Origin of the sequence: Microbacterium sp. NPDC059771, assembly GCF_042732495.1 — a bacterium.
Classification (GTDB): domain Bacteria; phylum Actinomycetota; class Actinomycetes; order Actinomycetales; family Microbacteriaceae; genus Microbacterium; species Microbacterium sufflavum.
Map to the genome: position 1 here is coordinate 431,426 of NZ_JBHWHK010000002.1, position 16,407 is coordinate 447,832.

At 72.8% G+C, this 16,407-nt stretch carries 16 protein-coding genes and 1 tRNA gene; 9 read left to right on the forward strand and 8 right to left on the reverse strand.

All coding sequences use genetic code 11. The features are described from left to right. The first annotated feature begins 23 nt into the window (after positions 1-23). Together ACFV3I_RS15895 and ACFV3I_RS15900 are read left to right on the forward strand one after the other, a co-directional pair. On the forward strand, positions 24-896 hold the full coding sequence (locus ACFV3I_RS15895; RefSeq protein ID WP_136028661.1) for an N-acetylneuraminate synthase family protein: 873 nt from the start codon (positions 24-26) through the stop codon (positions 894-896). Continuing rightward, complete coding sequence (locus ACFV3I_RS15900) at positions 893-2,293, forward strand: DUF6716 putative glycosyltransferase (RefSeq protein ID WP_378823593.1); 1,401 nt, start codon at positions 893-895, stop codon at positions 2,291-2,293. The genes ACFV3I_RS15895 and ACFV3I_RS15900 overlap by 4 nt, the downstream gene beginning before the upstream one ends. 31 nt (positions 2,294-2,324) lie before the next feature. Here ACFV3I_RS15900 and ACFV3I_RS15905 read toward each other — a convergent pair whose 3' ends face one another. The 3 genes from ACFV3I_RS15905 to ACFV3I_RS15915 all read right to left on the reverse strand — a co-directional run bounded on the left by ACFV3I_RS15905 (position 2,325) and on the right by ACFV3I_RS15915 (position 5,164). Beyond that, complete coding sequence (locus tag ACFV3I_RS15905) at positions 2,325-3,191, reverse strand: SDR family oxidoreductase (RefSeq protein WP_136028663.1); 867 nt, start codon at positions 3,189-3,191, stop codon at positions 2,325-2,327. A gap of 159 nt (positions 3,192-3,350) precedes the next feature. Then, a complete protein-coding gene (locus ACFV3I_RS15910) occupies positions 3,351-4,130 on the reverse strand; it encodes an ABC transporter permease (protein WP_136028664.1) in 780 nt (259 codons plus the stop codon). Further along, entirely contained in the window at positions 4,127-5,164 is a 1,038-nt protein-coding gene (locus tag ACFV3I_RS15915; RefSeq protein WP_378823596.1) for an ABC transporter ATP-binding protein, read from the reverse strand. Before ACFV3I_RS15915 ends, ACFV3I_RS15910 begins: the two co-directional genes overlap by 4 nt. Before the next feature lie 62 nt (positions 5,165-5,226). Here ACFV3I_RS15915 and ACFV3I_RS15920 point away from each other — a divergent pair, with 62 nt between their 5' ends. The 3 genes from ACFV3I_RS15920 (at position 5,227) to arfB (ending at position 6,845) form a co-directional block, all read left to right on the forward strand. Next, positions 5,227-6,219 carry a YafY family protein gene (locus ACFV3I_RS15920; RefSeq protein WP_136028666.1) on the forward strand — a complete coding sequence of 331 codons (993 nt, stop codon included), beginning with the start codon at positions 5,227-5,229 and terminating at the stop codon, positions 6,217-6,219. 59 nt (positions 6,220-6,278) lie between these two features. Beyond that, positions 6,279-6,354: transfer RNA gene (locus tag ACFV3I_RS15925), tRNA-Met, on the forward strand. Positions 6,355-6,404: 50 nt separating this feature from the next. Beyond that, positions 6,405-6,845, forward strand: a complete 441-nt coding sequence (gene arfB / locus ACFV3I_RS15930; RefSeq protein WP_378823598.1) for an alternative ribosome rescue aminoacyl-tRNA hydrolase ArfB — start codon at positions 6,405-6,407, stop codon at positions 6,843-6,845. A 9-nt stretch (positions 6,846-6,854) separates the two neighbouring features. Here arfB and ACFV3I_RS15935 read toward each other — a convergent pair whose 3' ends face one another. Further along, on the reverse strand, positions 6,855-7,469 hold the full coding sequence (locus ACFV3I_RS15935; protein WP_378823599.1) for a TetR/AcrR family transcriptional regulator: 615 nt from the start codon (positions 7,467-7,469) through the stop codon (positions 6,855-6,857). 69 nt (positions 7,470-7,538) lie between these two features. On the opposite strand from ACFV3I_RS15935, the gene ACFV3I_RS15940 reads away from it, so the two are divergent. Beyond that, entirely contained in the window at positions 7,539-8,819 is a 1,281-nt protein-coding gene (locus ACFV3I_RS15940) for an MFS transporter (protein WP_378823601.1), read from the forward strand. Between the two features lie 42 nt (positions 8,820-8,861). On the opposite strand, the gene ACFV3I_RS15945 is transcribed toward ACFV3I_RS15940, so the two are convergent. The 3 genes from ACFV3I_RS15945 to ACFV3I_RS15955 all read right to left on the reverse strand — a co-directional run bounded on the left by ACFV3I_RS15945 (position 8,862) and on the right by ACFV3I_RS15955 (position 12,169). Then, on the reverse strand, positions 8,862-10,940 hold the full coding sequence (locus ACFV3I_RS15945; protein ID WP_378823603.1) for a bifunctional lysylphosphatidylglycerol flippase/synthetase MprF: 2,079 nt from the start codon (positions 10,938-10,940) through the stop codon (positions 8,862-8,864). A gap of 67 nt (positions 10,941-11,007) precedes the next feature. Continuing rightward, the gene (locus tag ACFV3I_RS15950; RefSeq protein ID WP_378823604.1) at positions 11,008-11,661 is read right to left on the reverse strand and encodes a DsbA family protein; all 654 of its coding nucleotides are present in this window, start codon (positions 11,659-11,661) and stop codon (positions 11,008-11,010) included. Positions 11,662-11,728: 67 nt separating this feature from the next. Beyond that, positions 11,729-12,169: a hypothetical protein gene (locus ACFV3I_RS15955; protein ID WP_378823605.1), complete on the reverse strand. Its 441-nt coding sequence runs from the start codon at positions 12,167-12,169 to the stop codon at positions 11,729-11,731. 74 nt (positions 12,170-12,243) lie between these two features. Here ACFV3I_RS15955 and ACFV3I_RS15960 point away from each other — a divergent pair, with 74 nt between their 5' ends. The 3 genes from ACFV3I_RS15960 to ACFV3I_RS15970 are packed head-to-tail and all read left to right on the forward strand — an operon-like array spanning position 12,244 to position 15,114. Then, a complete protein-coding gene (locus ACFV3I_RS15960; protein WP_136028489.1) occupies positions 12,244-12,594 on the forward strand; it encodes a PLD nuclease N-terminal domain-containing protein in 351 nt (116 codons plus the stop codon). After that, positions 12,591-14,255 carry a 2-succinyl-5-enolpyruvyl-6-hydroxy-3-cyclohexene-1-carboxylic-acid synthase gene (gene menD, locus ACFV3I_RS15965; RefSeq protein ID WP_378823607.1) on the forward strand — a complete coding sequence of 555 codons (1,665 nt, stop codon included), beginning with the start codon at positions 12,591-12,593 and terminating at the stop codon, positions 14,253-14,255. Before ACFV3I_RS15960 ends, menD begins: the two co-directional genes overlap by 4 nt. Positions 14,256-14,271: 16 nt before the next feature. Continuing rightward, positions 14,272-15,114: a polyphosphate kinase 2 family protein gene (locus ACFV3I_RS15970; RefSeq protein ID WP_378823609.1), complete on the forward strand. Its 843-nt coding sequence runs from the start codon at positions 14,272-14,274 to the stop codon at positions 15,112-15,114. A gap of 15 nt (positions 15,115-15,129) precedes the next feature. On the opposite strand, the gene ACFV3I_RS15975 is transcribed toward ACFV3I_RS15970, so the two are convergent. Continuing rightward, the gene (locus tag ACFV3I_RS15975) at positions 15,130-16,383 is read right to left on the reverse strand and encodes an isochorismate synthase MenF (protein ID WP_378823610.1); all 1,254 of its coding nucleotides are present in this window, start codon (positions 16,381-16,383) and stop codon (positions 15,130-15,132) included. Positions 16,384-16,407 lie beyond the last annotated feature (24 nt).

Consider the following 16,407-nt stretch of genomic DNA (forward strand, 5'->3'; position numbering starts at 1 on the left):
CCCGCTCGACGACCGGAGGAACCATGACTGTCAGCATCGGCTCGCGTGTGATCGGCGGCGGCCGTCCGGCCTACGTCATCGCGGAGATCGGCCTCAACCACAACGGCGACGTGGACATCGCCAAGCGACTGATCGACGTCGCGGCGCGGGCGGGGGCCGACGCGGTCAAGTTCCAGAAGCGCACCCCCGAGATCTCCACGCCGGAGCACATGCGCGATGTACCGCGGGAGACGCCGTGGGGTGTCATGAGCTATCTCGACTACCGGCGCCGGGTCGAGTTCGGCCGCGACGAGTACGTCGAGATCGGCGACCACGCCACGCTGCTCGGGCTGGACTGGTTCGCGTCGCCGTGGGATGTGCCGAGCGTGGCGTTCCTGGAGGAACTGAACGTCGTGGCGCACAAGGTCGCCTCCGCGAGCCTGACCGACACCGAGCTGCTGACCGCGCTGCGCGAGACGGGCAAGCCCGTGATCCTCTCCACCGGCATGTCCACGATCGAGCAGATCGACCGCGCCCTCGACACCCTCGGCACCGACCGGGTCGTGCTGATGCACGCGACCTCGACGTATCCGCTGGAGCCGGAGGAGGCGAACCTGCGGGTCATCGCGACCCTCCGCGACCGCTACCCCGGCATCCCCGTCGGATACTCGGGCCACGAGCGCGGCCTGCAGATCTCGCTCGCCGCGGTCGCGATGGGCGCCGTCGCGGTCGAACGGCACATCACGCTCGACCGGACGATGTGGGGCTCCGACCACGCCGCGTCGCTGGAGCCGACCGGACTCGAGCACCTGGTGCGCGACATCCGGGTGATCGAGCGGGCGGTGGGCGACGGCGTGAAGCGCGTGTTCGACAGCGAGCGCGCCCCCATGGCCAAGCTGCGTCGCGTGCCGGCATGACCGACGCCTCCGGGCTGCGCGTGGTCGCGGTCGCCGATGCCGACTCGTTCGTGAAGTGGTCTGCCTCGCTGCTCGGCGCGGTGCCCGGTCTGCGCCCGCAGCTGCTGCTGGTGCGCACGCCCCTCACGGTGAGCGCGGAGCAGGAGCGCGCGGCGCGGGAGGGCACCGGGGTCGCGGCGACAGATGTCACCCGGCTCGACCTCGCGCAGGTGGCGGCGTGGCTGGACCGGCAGCGGCCCGACGCGGTGCTGCTCGCTGGTCGCGGGCCGTTCGTGCGGCTGCTCGGACGCGTGATCGACTCGCTCGCGCACCGGCCCGTCGTCGTGTCGGGGCTGCCCGGTATGGCGATCCCGGCGCAGCGCGGGGCCCTGGAGTACCGGCGTCACACCGACCTGCTGATCGTGCACTCCCACCGCGAGGTCAGGGCGTTCGCCGAGCTGGGGGAGCGGATCGGGGTGCCGGTGCCGCTGGCGCTCGCGACCCTTCCGTTCGCACGGGGCCCGTACGGCGGCCGGAGGCGGGCGGAGCGTGCCGAGGCGCGGATCCTCGCCGGAGGGGCGCCGCGGGCCGCCCTCGCCGACCGCCCGACGGAGCCGGTGGCCGACGCGGAGCCGCGGCCGGGTGCCACGGACGTCGTCTTCGCCGCCCAGGCGCTGGTGCCCGCGGATCGCGCGGCGAGGGCCGACATCGCGGCCCTGCTGGTGCGCGCCGCCGAGGCCGACCCCGACCGGCGCGTGGTGGTGAAGCTGCGTGCGCGACAGGGCGAGGCGGAGACCCACCTCGACCGCGAGCCCTACACCGGGCTCTTCGGGGCCGCGCGGCCGCGGAACCTCGTGTTCTCGCACGCTCCGATGGACACGGCGCTGGAGACGGCGGCCGGGCTGGTCACGGTGAGCTCGACCGCCGCGGTGGAGGCGCTGGCGCACGGGGTGCCGGTCATCGCGCTCGACCGCTTCGGGGTGAGCAAGAGCCTGCTCAACACGGTCTTCGTCGGCAGCGGGCTGCTGGGCGGGGCGGGCGAGGTCGTGGCCGGCCGCTTCCGGCGCCCGCACCCGGCCTGGCTGCGCGACAACTATTTCCACCCCGCCGACGAGTCGGACTGGTGGGACCGGGTGCAGGACCTGGTCGCGCTGCGTCGAGCGGGCGCGCTGCCTCCGCGCCGGGTGCCCGCTGCGCGCGGGGGTGCGCTGCACGAGGCCTGGCACCGGGCGAGTGTGCTCGGACGGGAGGACCGCAGCATCTCCGGACGGCTCGCGCTCGCGGTCGGAGTCCCGGCGGTGCGGCTGCTGTCCGGCGTCCGCGCTCGCCGCAGTCCGGAGGGCGCCTCCACGTGGGCGGACCCGTCCACGGACTACACGCTCGAGCCGAACCCGTTCGCCGACTCGCTGCGTCGCTGAGCCCCGGCTCGTTCGTCCGGGTCGTGGTGCGTCAGAGGCGGCGCCAGTCGTGGCTCTCGACCGCGGCGCCGGCCTGCGGGCCCATCTGCAGCATGCCGCCGTCGATCACGACCGAGGCCCCGGAGATGTAGGCGGCTTCGGGCGAGGCCAGGAAGGCGATCAGCGCGGCCACCTCGCGCGCGTCCCCTGGTCGTCCGAGCGGGATGCCGGGGCGGTCCTCCGTGTGCGGGTCGGTGTCGGTCTGCCCGGTCATGGGTGTGGCGATCTCGCCGGGGGCCACGCTCACCGCGCTGATGCCGTGCGCACCGAGTTCGAGCGCTAGGTTCTTCATGAGGCCGCCGAGCCCGTGCTTCGCGGCGTCGTACGCGCTCGCCCCGACCATCGGCTGATGCTCGTGCACGCTGGTGACCGCGATCAGCCGGCCACCGCGTCCGGCCGCGACCATGGCCCGCGCCGCCCGTTGCAGGCACACGAACGCGCCGGTGAGGTCGGTGTCGACCACGCGGTTCCACTCGTCGAGGGTCACGTCGAGGAACGGGGTCTGCAGTCCCGCTCCGGCGTTGTTGACGAACACGTCCACCCCGCCGAGCTCGGCGATCAGGCCGTCGACCGCGTCGCCGCACGCGGGGATGTCCGCCACGTCGAGGCGGGCGACCACGGCCCTGGCGCCGTGGCTGCGCACCTCCTCCGCGGTCTCCTGGGCGCCGGCCTCGTCGCTGTGCCAGGTGATGCCCACGTCGATGCCGGCCGCGGCGAGGGCGACCGCGGTCGCGCGGCCGATGCCCGAGTCCGCGCCGGTCACGATCGCGCGTCGGGCCTCGGCTTCCAGGCGCGCCTGCGGCTCCCCGGACTCCAGGCCCGTGGTCGGCGTCTTGTCGTTGTGCTGCGATTCGGACATGCGGCCCTCCTGCTGCTCGTGGTCGTGCGGGCGACGATACGAGGGCCGACGGAGCACGGTCGATGCGCTTGACGGCGGCGGGTGGCGGCGCTAGCGACACGATGCCCGCGGCGGTGGCCCCGCAGAATCGAGGCCGCCGTCGCGGGCGTCGAGCGCGGGTCAGTTGCTGCGGCGGATGGCGCGCACGCCCACCACGAGGCCGACCGTGGCCACCGCGAGTGCGGCGATCCACCCCCACAGCACGGTGAGGTCGCCCAGGTCCCCGGCGAACAGCGCCCGCTCCGCCTGCACGACCCAGTTCACCGGGTTGACCGTCGCGACCGCGCGCATCCAGTCCGGCGCGGCGTCGAGCGGCAGCAGCATCCCCGACAGGATCAGCAGCGGGAAGATGAGCGACTGCTGCACGCCCCAGAACAGCCACTCCCGGTCTTTGGTCGCGAGCGCGAGCGAGTACGAGAGCGAGCCGAGGCCCACCCCGAACACGGCGAGCAGCGCGAGGCCGATCAGCAGGCCCGGCACGTCGACCGCGAACCCGAACGGCCATGCGATCAGGACGATCACGAGGGCCTGCACCACGATCGGCGCGATCTCCTTCAGCGCGCGGCCGACGAGGAGGGACGACCGGGCGAGCGGGGCGACGAGGGTGCGCTCGTGCGAGCCGGTCATCATCTCGTACTGGAGGTTCGACCCGGTGGCGCCGGTGCCGAACAGCACGATCATCACCAGCACACCCGGCACGAACCACGACAGGGTCTCGCCCGCGGGCTGTCCGGACTGGCCGATCAGCAGCGGGGCGAACAGCCCGAGGAACACCAGGGGCTGCAGCAGGCTGAAGATCAGGGTGAACGGGTCCCGCACCACGGGCTTGAGCTCCCGCGTCAGCACGTGGCGGGTGTCGCGTGCGAGGTTCGGGCGCACGAGCGTGTCGGTGGTGGTCATGAGAGGACTCCTGTCGTGGTCGGGGTGGAGGCGGGCGTGGGCTCGTCCGTGGACTCGGGGGCTCCTGCACCCTCGCCCGCATCGCGCAGGGTGCGTCCGGTGAGGGCGAGGAACACGTCGTCGAGTGTGGGCGGCACTCCGGTCGCGCGCTGCACGACGATGCCCGCGGCGTCGAGCTCCCGCACGACAACGGGCAGCAGCCGGTCGCCGTCGGGCACAGCGAGGGAGAGGGAGGCGTCATCCCGCACGACCTCGGCCGGGCTCCGTCGGGCGACCACGGTGCGCGCCCGCTCGGCCTCCGCGGCGTCGGTGAACCCGAACGTGAGCACGTCGCCCGCGAGGGTGGCCTTGAGCGAGGCCGCGTCGTCGTCCGCGATGATGCGGCCCTTGTCCATCACCATGACCCGCTCGGCGTAGCGGTCGGCCTCCTCCAGGTAGTGCGTGGTGAGGAAGACCGTGGTGCCGTGCTGTGTGCGCAGGTCGAGGATGTGCTCCCACAGGTTCGCGCGGCTCTGCGGGTCGAGCCCCGTGGAGGGCTCGTCGAGGAACAGCAGGGGTGGTGCGTGCATGAGCCCGAGGGCGATGTCGAGCCGGCGCTTCTGCCCGCCGCTGAGCTGCTGCACGGTGCGGCCCGCGAACGACGACAGGTCGAGCGACTCGATGAGCTCGTCCGCCCTCCGCACGCTGTCGCGCTTCGTCAGGCCGTAGAAGGCGCCCTGGCTGAGCAGTTCGTCGCGCACGCGCTGGGAGAAGCTGCCGCTGGTGAGCTGACCGACGTAGCCGATGCGCGCGCGGACGCCCGCGGCGTCGGTGCGGATGTCGTGCCCGACCACGCGCGCGCTGCCGGCCGACGGCGGGATCAGGGTGGTGAGCATGCGGAGGGTCGTCGACTTGCCGGCGCCGTTCGGGCCGAGGAATGCGACGAGCTCACCCCGCACGGCGCTGAAGGAGACGTCGGTGACCGCGTGCACCGGCGCCTTCTTGACGGTGAAGGTCTTGGTCAGGCCTTCGGTCTCGATGAGGGTTTCGTTCATGGGAGCGAGCGTAGAAAGCAACGCGGACACATCCTGTCCGCATCGTCTGCCAATCTGAGCTCATGTCCGACACCACCGCCCGCGCCCTCGCCCTGCTCAACCTGCTGCAGACGCACCGGCACTGGCCGGGCACGGAGCTCGCCTCGCGACTGGGCGTCACCGAGCGCACCGTCCGCCGCGACGTCGACCGCCTGCGCGAGCTGGGCTATCGCGTCGAGTCCACGCCGGGATCGGCCGGCGGCTACCGGCTGGAGGCGGGGAGCGCCGTGCCGCCGCTGCTGCTGACCGACGACGAGGCGGTCACGATGGCGATCGGCCTGCGGGTCGCCGCCACGCAGCAGCTCGTCGGTGGCGCGGAGGTGACGCTGACCGCGCTGGCGAAGCTGGAGCAGGTGCTGCCCTCGGCGCTGCGGCAGCGGGTGAACGCGCTCGCGGCGGCGGTGCAGCCCCCGCGGATCGGCGCGGGACCGGTGGTGTCGCCCGTGGTCATCGGCGAGATCGCGCTCGCCACGCGCGACCACGAGCGGCTGCGGCTGCGCTACGTCGACGGGCAGGGGGAGGAGAGCGTGCGGCGCGTGGAGCCGCATGCCCTCGCCCCGGCCGGACGCAAGTGGTTCCTCCTGTGCTGGGACCTCGACCGCGAGGACTGGCGCACGTTCCGCGTCGACCGCATCACGTCCGTCGAGCACACCAGGGTGCTGTTCGCGCGGCGCGAGCTCAGTGCGCAGGAGATCGAGGAGCGGGTGCTGATCGCGGCGTCGTGGTCGCCGCAGAAGATCGAGACCGACGCGGTGATGGAGCTGCCGCTGGCGGAGATGCAGGAGCGGTTCGGGCCGTGGGGACAGGGCGCCACGGCGGAGGGACCCGACCGCACGCGCTGGCCCTTCGGCGGCGCGGACTGGCGGGAGGCGATGTACGGACTGCTCTGGATCCCCGCGGGCGTCGAGTACACCACGAGCTTCCCCGAGCCGCACCGTGCGGAGCTGCGCGAGGCGGTCGAGCGGCTGCTGCGGGCGCTCGACGCTCCCACGCCCGCGTCATCCGCGGACTCATAGGGTCATCCCAGGGAACGACCCTGGCGGGGAACATCACGGCCAGGTAACGTCAGTGCCATCGCGGCGATCCGGGCGGTCCCGGGCCCCGGCTCATATCCGGAGGCGTTGCGGGTTCGACTCCCGCCGTCGCGTCCACTCCCTGAGGCGTTCGCGTCCGCGTCCACGACATGGCGCATGATGGACGGATGCCCACCGCCTCTCGACCCGGACTCCGCGTCACGGCCGGTCTCACGATCCCGGACGCCGAGCTGTCGTGGCGCTTCTCGCGCTCCTCCGGCCCCGGGGGACAGGGAGTGAACACGGCGGACTCGCGCGTGGAGCTGGTGTGGGACGCCGCGGGTTCCGCGGTCCTGTCGCCGGTGCAGCGCGAGCGGATCCTGGAGCGTCTGCGGGGACGGCTCGTCGGCGGGGTGCTGACGATCGCGGCGTCCGAGCATCGGGCGCAGCTGCGCAACCGGGAGGCCGCACGCGAACGCCTGGCCGCCCTGGTCGCGGAGGCCCTGCGTCCGCCTGCCCCGCCGCGCCGCGCGACGAAGCCGAGCCGCGGATCGAGGGAGCGTCGGCTCACGGCCAAGCACCGCCGCACCGACGTCAAGAGCCTGCGGCGTCGTCCGCGCGAGGAGTGAGGCAGCCGCTCAGCCGGAGTCGCGGGTGAGCCGCTTCTCGACGGGGCCCCAGCCCTCCTCCAGCACGGTGAATCCGGCCTCGAGGATGTCGCGCTGGTCGTCGCTCTCGGTCACGAGGATCTGCATCTGCAGGATGAACCGGGAGTACACGCGGATCTCCGCCGTGGGGGCGGTGAGCCCGAGCTGCTCGGCGATCGCGTCGGCGAGGGCGTCTTCGTGCCGCAGCCACATCTTCGCCGCGTAGTCGCGCAGGGCCGGCGTCTCGTTGAGGAAGCGCAGGAAGGTGCGGGCGACGTCGTCTCCGTGCTCGTCGAGGTTGGCGCCGATCTCGGCGGCGTAGAAGTCATGGATCGCGCGGTTGATGGTGACGCCGGTCCTGCGGTCGCGCACGGCGGCGACGAGGCGGTCGCGCTGCTCGTCGTCCTCGTCGAAGACGAGCGCCTCCTTCTGGGGGAAGTGGGCGAAGACGGTGGTCGGGGAGACGTCGGCGGCGTCGGCGACCTCGCGGATGCTGACGTTGTCGAAGCCGCGCTCGAGGAACATCCTCGTCGCGACGTCGGAGATGTTCTTGCGGGTCGCGGCCTTCTTGCGCTCGCGGCGGCCGAGGGGCGCGGGGGTGGTCATGAGAGCCAGGCTACCGCGCTCGGTACAAAAGTGGCTTGACACCAAAACTGGTATCGCTACACTTTCGATATGACTTCACCCATCTCCTCGGTCCGTGGTGCCACCCGCGCCTGGATCATGCTCATCGTGCTGACGATGCTCACCGTCATCGGCATGACGGTGGTGCTCCCCGTGCTGCCGTTCGTCGTGCTGCAGTACGTCTCGCACGAGCGCGACCTGGCCCTCTGGGTCGGCGTGCTGGAAGCGGTCAACGGCCTGTGCGCCTTCCTCGTCGCGCCCTTCCTCGGCCGGCTCTCCGACCGGTTCGGCCGACGGCCCGTCATCATCGCCGCCGCCTTCGGCGCCGCGTTCTCCATGGCCCTGTTCGGCATCGGCGGAGCGCTCTGGGTGCTCGTGCTCGCCCGTGTCATCCAGGGGCTGACGGCGGGCGACCTGCCCGCGCTGTTCGCCTACCTCGCCGACATCACCCCGCCGGAGAAGCGTGCACAGCGCTTCGGCCTTCTCGGAGCGCTGACCGGCATCGGCACCATGATCGGCCCGGCCGTCGGCGGGCTCCTCGCGGCGATCGACCTGCGCCTGCCCGTGTTCCTCACCGCCGCCGTCGCCCTGGTGATCGCGATCCTCAGCATCTCCCTGCTGCCGGAGAGCCTGAAGCCCGAGAACCGCATCCCGCGGATCACGCTGCGCGCCGTGCAGCCGTTCGCGGTGTTCCGCGAGGCGTTCGGTCGCCGGAAGCTGCGCGGCCTGATGATCGCGTTCGGCCTGCTCGCGCTGCCGTTCGGCTTCTTCGTCAACAACTTCAGCATCCTCGCGCTCGACGCCATCCAGTGGGGGCCGACGCAGATCGGGCTCCTCACGGCGGGCGTGGGGATCGTCGACATCCTCATCCAGGGCGTGCTGCTGGCCATCCTGCTTCCGCGGATGGGGGAGCGCGGCGTGATCCTCAGCGGCATCGTCGCCCAGGCGATCGGCCTGGCCGGTCTCGCGGTCGTCGCGACGCTGATCGCCCAGCCGTGGCTGTTCATCGTCGGCGCGCTGCTGCTCGCCGCCGGACAGGGAGCCGCGCAGGCCGCCATGGACGGCGCGATGTCCAACGCCGTCGGCGACGACGAGCAGGGCTGGCTCGGTGGCGCCACCCAGTCGCTCAACGCCGCGATGGGCACGGTCGCGCCGCTGATCGCCGCGGCCCTCTACACCGCCGTGAGCCACGCCGCCCCCTACTGGCTCGGGGTCGGGCTCATGGCCGTCGCGGGGATGGTCGTGGCACGCGCCCACATCGCGAACACCGCGAAGCGCCCGCGCCCCGCACCCTCCGGCCCGGCGCCCGCGGAGCTCGTGGCCGCCGAGTGACAGCTCCGCGGGGTGCCCCGGTGATCCGGGGCACCCCGCGGCTCAGTCCTTCCCGCCTCCGCGGACGAGTTCCAGCCCGGCACCGGCGAACTGCCGCAGCGTGGCATCCGGCAGGAACGCCCGCGTCAACGCGCCGCCGATCCGGGTGAGGTCGCTCTCGTCGCGGAACAGCAGGTACATGGTCTCGTAGCGCGGGTGGAACTTCTGCTTGAACCGGTGCAGCGAACCGAACCCGTACACGGGTTCCAGAGCCTCCGCGAGCCGGTCGCTGAGCGCCGCGATCATGCCCGCGTCCGGTGGGTAGTCGTGCGCGAGCGGAGCCCCGGAGAGCGACATGATCTGCGCGCCCTCGTCGGAGAACTGCTTCGCGGACGACCCGATGAGGTACTCCATGACGGGGCCGAATCCGCCCTCCCTGCGGCGCATCAGGTCGAGCGTCCACCCCCGCACGATGCCGCCCTCGCCGTAGATGGGCAGCCAGGAGAGGAAGCCGTCGACGTCGCCGTTGGGGGCGATGGCGAGGGCGAGCCGTACCTCCGGATCCTCCGCCTCCTCGAGGGTGCCGAGTGTGAAGCGCATCTCGGGGAGGTCCTTGTCGCCGACCCAGGCCTCTGAGATCGCCCGCAGCTGCTGCTGCACCCCCCAGGGCTCCTCCTTCAGATGCGTCATCCGGAACGTCATGTCCTCGCGTCCTGCCTTGTTGAGGGAGGTGCGCACGGAGTTCCAGCGCTTTCCGGTGAACTCCAGGCCCGGCAGGTCGACGATCGTGTCGTCCGCCACGACCAGGCTCCGCCAGGTCTCCGGCACCGCGGCCCGCGTGGCCTCGTCGGCGCTGAAGAAGCAGGGGATGAGCCCGGCGCCCTCCGCCGCGCGGATGAAGTCCCGCACCGCATCGGTGCGGCGTTCGCGCGGCCCGATCGGATCCGCCAGTGCCAGTGCCACGCTGTTGCGCCGCTGATACGCGACGATGCCGCCGTCCACGCGCGCGAACGCGTTGCCCTCCCAGGTGGTCATCCACGACAGGGTGCCGCCGCCGTGGGTCTTCAGCTCCTTCTCCAGGTCGGCGAGCGTGGGTGCCGGCTGCGCGCCGAGCTTCGACCGCCGTCGGGCCCGGAACGCCCGCCGCACCACGATCAGGTAGACGAGGATCAGCAGCCAGAGCACGCCGCTGGCGAGGGCGAGCTCGGTCTCGCCGTCGATCTGCAGTTCGAGCTGTGCCTCGCTGGTCAGGATGATCAGCGCCAGGATGAGCGCACCGGAGAGCACGTTGAGGCTGGCGAGGATGATGGCGAGCACCCACGCCCATCGCCGACCGCGACGCAGCCCGTTCGCGATGAGCAGGATGACGGCCGCGTCGAGCGCGGTGTCCAGGAACCCGCCGGAGGCGGGTGCGGTGGGGCCGAAGGGGCCGTCGGTCGGGACCAGGACGGTGATGACCTCGGTCGCCAGCAGGAGCAGCACGGCCATGACCGCGATGAGGCGCTGCTCGCGGACCGTCGTGTGCCGCACGCGCAGGCTGCGGTCCACCGCGAGGATCAGCAGCACCGCCAGCAGATGCTCGAGGTCGGCGACCTTGCCCCAGAACATCATCGCGATGAAGACGAACCCGAGGAGGATGAGCCAGCCGCGTACCCGCCACGGGGGACGGAACAGTCCGACGGCTGCAGCGATGCAGGCCATCGTGCCCCCGGACGCGCCCACGTCGAGCGCGCGCGCCTGCTCCGCCGCCCACGCCCATTCGAACTGCGACAGCAGCAGGAGCAGCAGCGCGGTGGCGAAGATCGCGAAGAGCTGTCCCACCGCGTAATAGGCGATCGCGACGCGGCTTCCGCGACGGAACTCCAGGTACCCCATGCCCCAGAAGCCGGCGATCGTGAACAGGTACACCCACGGCTGGTTGACGAAGAACGTGCCGGTGACCGGCGTCCACCATTTGCCGTCCGACAGGTTGGGCAGGCCGTACGCGACCGAGGGGAACAGCTCCGAATCCTCGAACGGCCGCCACAGTCCCTGTGAGACGACGCCGACGACCAGGATCAGGCCCACCATCGTGAGGGTCGCCGGGATGCGCCGGGCGACGGTGATCAGGGGGCGCGCGGGAGCGGAGGCATCCTCGGACATGCGCTCAGCGTAGCGACGGGTCCCCCCGGCCGGCGGGACCCGGCCGGGGTATTCCGCTGCCGCCGGGTCAGTCCGCGACGGCCTTCGCGATCGCGTCCTCCAGATCGCCCCAGGCCGTCAGCTCGAGCATCTCGCCGTCGACGAAGAACGTGGGGGTGCTCGTGACGCCGAGTCGCTCGCCGTCACGCTTGTCCTGCTCCACCCGCGCGAGCGTGGCGGGGTCGGCGACGGCCTCGTCGTACGCCGCGAGATCGAGGCCCAGCTCCTGGGCGAACGCGCGGAACACCTCCGGGGTCTCCTCGGGCTGCTCGCCCCAGTTCGCCTGCGTCGCGAACAGGTGGTGGTACATGTCCTCGAAGCGGCCCTGCTGCGCGGCGGCCTCGGCGGCGAGGGCGGCCTGTGTCGAGTTGACGTGGCCGGGGAGCGGGAAGTAGCGCGCGACGTAGCGGATGTCGCCGTCGTACGTGTCGCGGAGCTCCTCGACGATCGGGTAGAAGGCGCCGCACGCCTCGCATTCGAAGTCGAGGAACTCGACGACCGTGACGGCGCCGGGACCGCCCTCGTCGAGCACATGCGAATCGGTGCGGACGGTCGGCTGGCGCTGGCCCGCGTCGGGGTCGGGCTCGTCGGCGCGCTGGGTGATGGTCCAGACGATGGCGACGATCAGCAGGACGACGGCGACGGCGATGGCGATCAGGGTCGCCTTGACAGGGGTTCTCACGGGGTTCTCCAGACAGGGGTACGACGGATGGGGGTGCCGCGGGCGCGGCGCGGAGTCGTCGTACGGCTCAGGTCCGGGAGAGGGACAGTTGTGCGAGGGAGGGGGCGAGCCGGCGCGGGCGGGGCGTCGCGCGCAGCGGCGGGGTCGTGCGGGGTGTCCGGCCGAGCGGCGTGCCGGGTCCGCGGAGCATGCGGCGGCCGAGGAGCAGCACCAGGGTGAGGCAGCACAGCGCCGCCGCGGTACAGGCGACCGCGGCCATTCCGGTCGAGTCCTCCGGGGCGGCCACGGCGACGGTGGCTGCGACGGGGGCGCCGTCCGTGGTCTCCGCCTCCGCGGCGGAGGTCCCGGCGGCGAGGCACAGGGTCGCGTGGCTGTCGCCGGGGCCGTGCGCGGCGGACCAGGCGCCGACGACGAGGAGGAGCGCGAGGCCGACGGCGGTGACGACCCTGGCGAGCAGGATCCGCTCGGCGCGCGCTCGCGGGCTCCGGGTGGTCGCGAGAGGCGGCATGACCCGCGCAGTCTAGCAACGGGGCCTTTGCCTCTCCGGGGCCCCGCCCGCGCGGACACGCCTACACTGGAAGGGTGGCGAGACTACTCATCATCGGCGGCTTCCTCGCCGCCGTGTTCTGGGTGTTCAGCATCGTCGACTGCGCCGTGCAGCCGCCGACGCGGCACCGGGGCGTGCCCAAGGCCGCCTGGATCGCCATCGTCGTCCTGATCCCGGTCATCGGCGGCATCCTCTGGTTCGTGATCGGCCGTCGTCGCGCGAACGATCAGGGCGTGCAGCGCACGCTCGCCCCGGATGACGATCCGGCGTTCCTGCGCAGCATCAGCAAGGCGGAGCAGGACGCCCGGATCCGCCGTCTGGAGGAGGAGCTCGCCCGCCTGGACGAGGAGACCGACGAGCCGCCCACCGCGGATCCGCGCCCGTGACGTCGTCGCCCGCGACGGACGCCGCGGCGTCCCTGTTCGCCGAGCTCGTGGCGAACGGCGTGCGCGACGTGGTGCTGTCGCCGGGGTCGCGCTCGCAGGCCCTCGCACTCGCTGCCGCGCGACTGTCCGACGACGGGGTGCTGCGGCTGCACGTTCGCATCGATGAACGCGTCGCCGGTTTCACCGCCCTGGGCATCGCACGCGAGACGGGCGTGCCCGCCGCGGTCGTGTGCACGAGCGGGACGGCGGTCGCGAACCTCCTGCCCGCCACGATGGAGGCGTTCCACGCGGGGGTGCCGCTGCTGCTGCTCACGGCCGACCGTCCGCCGGAGCTGCGCGGTGTCGGCGCCAACCAGGCCACCGTCCAGCCGGGGCTGTTCGACCCGTGGGTGCGCGCCACGGTCGACGCCCCGGTGCCGGGCGACGGCGACTGGCGGGGTCTGGCGGCCGAGGCCGTCGCCGCGGCCGTGGGCGTTGCCGACACCGCAGCCGTCCCGGGCGTCGCCGGCCCCGTGCACCTGAACCTGCCGTCGCGCGAGCCGCTGTCCGGGGCGATGCCCCCGGTCGACGTGCGCGACGGCGCGGCACCGGTCGCCGCCGTGTCCGAGCCGGTCGTGCTGCCGCGCGGTCCGCGCACGGTCGTGCTCGCGGGCGCCGACGCGGGTGCCGCCGCGGAGGAGCTCGCCCACACGGCGGACTGGCCGCTGATCGCCGAGGTCGTGAGCGGCGCGCGGTTCGGGCGTCGCCTCGTGCACGGCTACCGTCGGCTGCTCTCCCGTGACGACCTCGGCGGCCGCATCGAGCGTGTCGTCGTGTTCGGCCATCCCACGCTGAGCCGTGAGGCCGCGCGGCTGCTGTCGCGCCACGACGTGGAGGTCGTGGCGGTGCGCCGCGGCGGGGAGGAGCTCGACCTCAACCACCGCACGCGCGCGGTCGCGGCGGTCACGGTGGCCCCGGGGGAGCCGGACCGCGAGTGGCTCGGGCAGTGGATGCGGGCGTCGGCTGCCGAGGCCGTCGACCTGAGCGAGCGGGCGCCCGACGCCGATGCCCTCGCGTCCACCGACCTCGCCGCCCGGCGCGACGCCGTCCGCGCGGAGCTCGACGCCGTCCGCCGCCCGCTCGACCGCGAGCGGCTGGTCGACGCGGTGTGGCGGGCCACGTGGCCGCACGACCGCCTCGTGTTCGGCTCGTCCCGGCTCGTGCGCGTGGCCGACGAGGTCCTGGCGGGCAAGAAGGTCCCGGTGCACGCCAACCGCGGGCTCGCGGGCATCGACGGCACGATCGCCACCGCCACCGGTATCGCGGTCGCGAGTCAGGCCGCCGGCGCCCCCGGGATCACGCGGGTGCTGCTGGGTGATCTCGCGTTCCTGCACGACGTCGGGGCGCTGCTGCTGCCGCCCGGAGAGCAGGAGCCGCGGCTGCAGGTGATCGTCGGCAACGACGGCGGCGGCACGATCTTCGACGGGCTCGAGGTGGCGTCGTCGGCGCCGTCCGCGCATCTCGACCGGGTCTTCTACACCCCGCATGGCGTGCGCGTGGAGCATCTCGCGCTGGCGTACGGGTGGGAGTATCAGCGCGTCACGACCCGGACGGCGCTGGATCAGGCCCTCACGTCCCCGCACGGCGGACGTCAGATCATCGAGGTGCCGCTGGCGCGGTGACTGGCAGGATGTGCGTATGAACGCGCACACCTGGACGCAGAACCTGCGGGTGGGGCCCGGCTTCCGCCTCGCCGACGTCGATCCGGACGCCAAGCCGGGCTATGACCACGGCAAGACGCGCGGGAGGGACGACCTCGCCGCCGGGCTGGAGCGGTTGAACGACCTGCAGGAGCGTCTGTTCGCGCAGAGTCGGGTCGGCACGGCGCAGGACGCGGTGCTTCTGGTGCTGCAGGCGATGGACTCGGCGGGCAAGGGCGGCATCGTCCGGCACGTGGTCGGCGGTGTGGATCCGCAGGGCGTCGCGCTCGCCGCGTTCAAGGCCCCGACCGAGGAGGAGCGGCGGCACGACTTCCTGTGGCGCGTCGAGAAGCGCCTCCCGGAGCCCGGTTTCATCGGGGTGTTCGACCGCTCGCACTACGAGGACGTGCTGATCGGGCGGGTGCGGCAGCTCGCCGATGCCGCGGAGATCGAGCGCCGCTACGACGCGATCACCGCGTTCGAGGAGCGGGTCGCAGCCTCCGGCGTCCGCATCGTCAAGGTGATGCTGCACATCTCGCCCGAGGAGCAGAAGGCGCGACTCATGGAGCGGCTGGAGCGTCCGGACAAGCACTGGAAGTACAACCCGGGCGACGTGGACGAACGGATGCTGTGGCCGCAGTACATGCAGGCCTACCAGACGGTGTTCGACCGCACCTCGACCGACGCGGCGCCGTGGTACGTGGTGCCGGCGAACGCCAAGTGGTACGCCCGGCTCGCGGTGCAGGAGCTGCTGCTCGCGGCGCTGCAGGACATCGACCCGCAGTGGCCCGTCGCCGACTTCGACGTGGAGGCGGAGAAGAGGCGGCTGGCCGCGAGCTGACCGGGGCTGTGGTCGTCAGGCCAGGGCGTCGACCAGGGGGCGGAACTTCACGCGGGTCTCCAGCAGTTCGCTCTCGGGATCCGATCCCGCCACGATCCCGGCGCCGGCGTAGGCGGTCACCGCGATCGCGCCTCCGGTCGCCGTGAACTGCGCGCACCGGAGCGCGATGGCCCACTCGCCGTTGCCGTCCGCGTCGACCCAGCCGACCGGTCCGGCGTAGCGCCCGCGGTCGAAGGGTTCCAGGTCGCGGATGGCGGAGACCGCCGCGGCCGTGGGCGTTCCGGCGACCGCCGCGGTCGGATGCAGCGCGCGCACGAGGTCGAGGGCCGATCTCCCCTCCTCGAGCTCGCCCTCCACATCGGTCGCGAGGTGGAACAGGTTCGGCAGCTTCAGGAGGAACGGCTGCTCGCTCGCGGCCAGCGCCCTGGTGTGCGGGCGGAGCTCCGTGAGCACGCTCTGCACCGCGTACTGGTGCTCGTCGAGGTCTTTGATGCTGGAGGCCAGGTGCGTCGACGCGGCCGTGTCGGCGTCGGCGTCGGCACCGCGGCCGATGGTGCCGGCGAGCACGCGCGCGGTGACGGTGCGGTCCTGCACGGTCACGAGGGTCTCCGGGCTCGCGCCAATGAGCCCGTCCACCGCGAACGCCCAGGTGTCGGGGTAGCCGGTCGCGAGGGCTCGCACGAGGCGCCGCAGATCGGACCCGGCGGGGACGGTGCCGCGCAGGTCGCGCGCGAGCACGACCTTGCTGAGCTCCCCGTCGGCGATGCGCTCGAGCGCGGCGCGGACCGCGTCCTGGTAGCCCTGCGGGCTCTGTGCGCCGGGGCCGACCGTACCGGCCCAGTGCGGACCGTACGGGCGGGTCTCGAGCGCTGTGGGTCGCGCGGTGTCCTCGGCCAGGCGGATCCGCGTCTCCCAGAACCGGTCGCCGTGGCGGCCGAGCACGCGGGAGGGGATCGTGAGCACGCTGTCGGCGGTGGACGACGGATCGAACGTGAAGGCGCCGAACGCCACGAGCCCGGTGCCCGGCAGCCCCAGGGGGTCGGTCACGTCGGCCTGGGCGGACAGCCCCCGCCAGAACGTCGCGAGGGCTTCGAGACGCGTCTGCCCCGGTTCGGCGGTCGGACGGATCTCGGCGAGCGGCTCGCCGACCGCGACGATCCCGTCTCCACGGCGGAGCCAGGCGAGGGGGCGTGCGGGGTCGGCGTAGGCGAGGAGGTCTTCGACCGGGTCGATCTGTCGGGTCTCCACGACCAGGTGGGTGTGATGCACGTGTCCAGCCTAGGCCGCGGCGCC

What these genes read in the sequence shown, in the direction of transcription:
- ACFV3I_RS15940 (WP_378823601.1), top strand. Translation starts at nt 7,539, where the DNA reads ATGACTTCACCCATCTCCTCGGTCCGTGGTGCCACCCGCGCCTGGATC.
- ACFV3I_RS15905 (WP_136028663.1), bottom strand. Translation starts at nt 3,191, where the DNA reads ATGTCCGAATCGCAGCACAACGACAAGACGCCGACCACGGGCCTGGAG.
- ACFV3I_RS15945 (WP_378823603.1), bottom strand. Translation starts at nt 10,940, where the DNA reads ATGTCCGAGGATGCCTCCGCTCCCGCGCGCCCCCTGATCACCGTCGCC.
- ACFV3I_RS15910 (WP_136028664.1), bottom strand. Translation starts at nt 4,130, where the DNA reads ATGACCACCACCGACACGCTCGTGCGCCCGAACCTCGCACGCGACACC.
- ACFV3I_RS15915 (WP_378823596.1), bottom strand. Translation starts at nt 5,164, where the DNA reads ATGAACGAAACCCTCATCGAGACCGAAGGCCTGACCAAGACCTTCACC.
- ACFV3I_RS15895 (WP_136028661.1), top strand. Translation starts at nt 24, where the DNA reads ATGACTGTCAGCATCGGCTCGCGTGTGATCGGCGGCGGCCGTCCGGCC.
- ACFV3I_RS15955 (WP_378823605.1), bottom strand. Translation starts at nt 12,169, where the DNA reads ATGCCGCCTCTCGCGACCACCCGGAGCCCGCGAGCGCGCGCCGAGCGG.
- arfB (WP_378823598.1), top strand. Translation starts at nt 6,405, where the DNA reads ATGCCCACCGCCTCTCGACCCGGACTCCGCGTCACGGCCGGTCTCACG.
- ACFV3I_RS15935 (WP_378823599.1), bottom strand. Translation starts at nt 7,469, where the DNA reads ATGACCACCCCCGCGCCCCTCGGCCGCCGCGAGCGCAAGAAGGCCGCG.
- ACFV3I_RS15900 (WP_378823593.1), top strand. Translation starts at nt 893, where the DNA reads ATGACCGACGCCTCCGGGCTGCGCGTGGTCGCGGTCGCCGATGCCGAC.
- ACFV3I_RS15970 (WP_378823609.1), top strand. Translation starts at nt 14,272, where the DNA reads ATGAACGCGCACACCTGGACGCAGAACCTGCGGGTGGGGCCCGGCTTC.
- ACFV3I_RS15920 (WP_136028666.1), top strand. Translation starts at nt 5,227, where the DNA reads ATGTCCGACACCACCGCCCGCGCCCTCGCCCTGCTCAACCTGCTGCAG.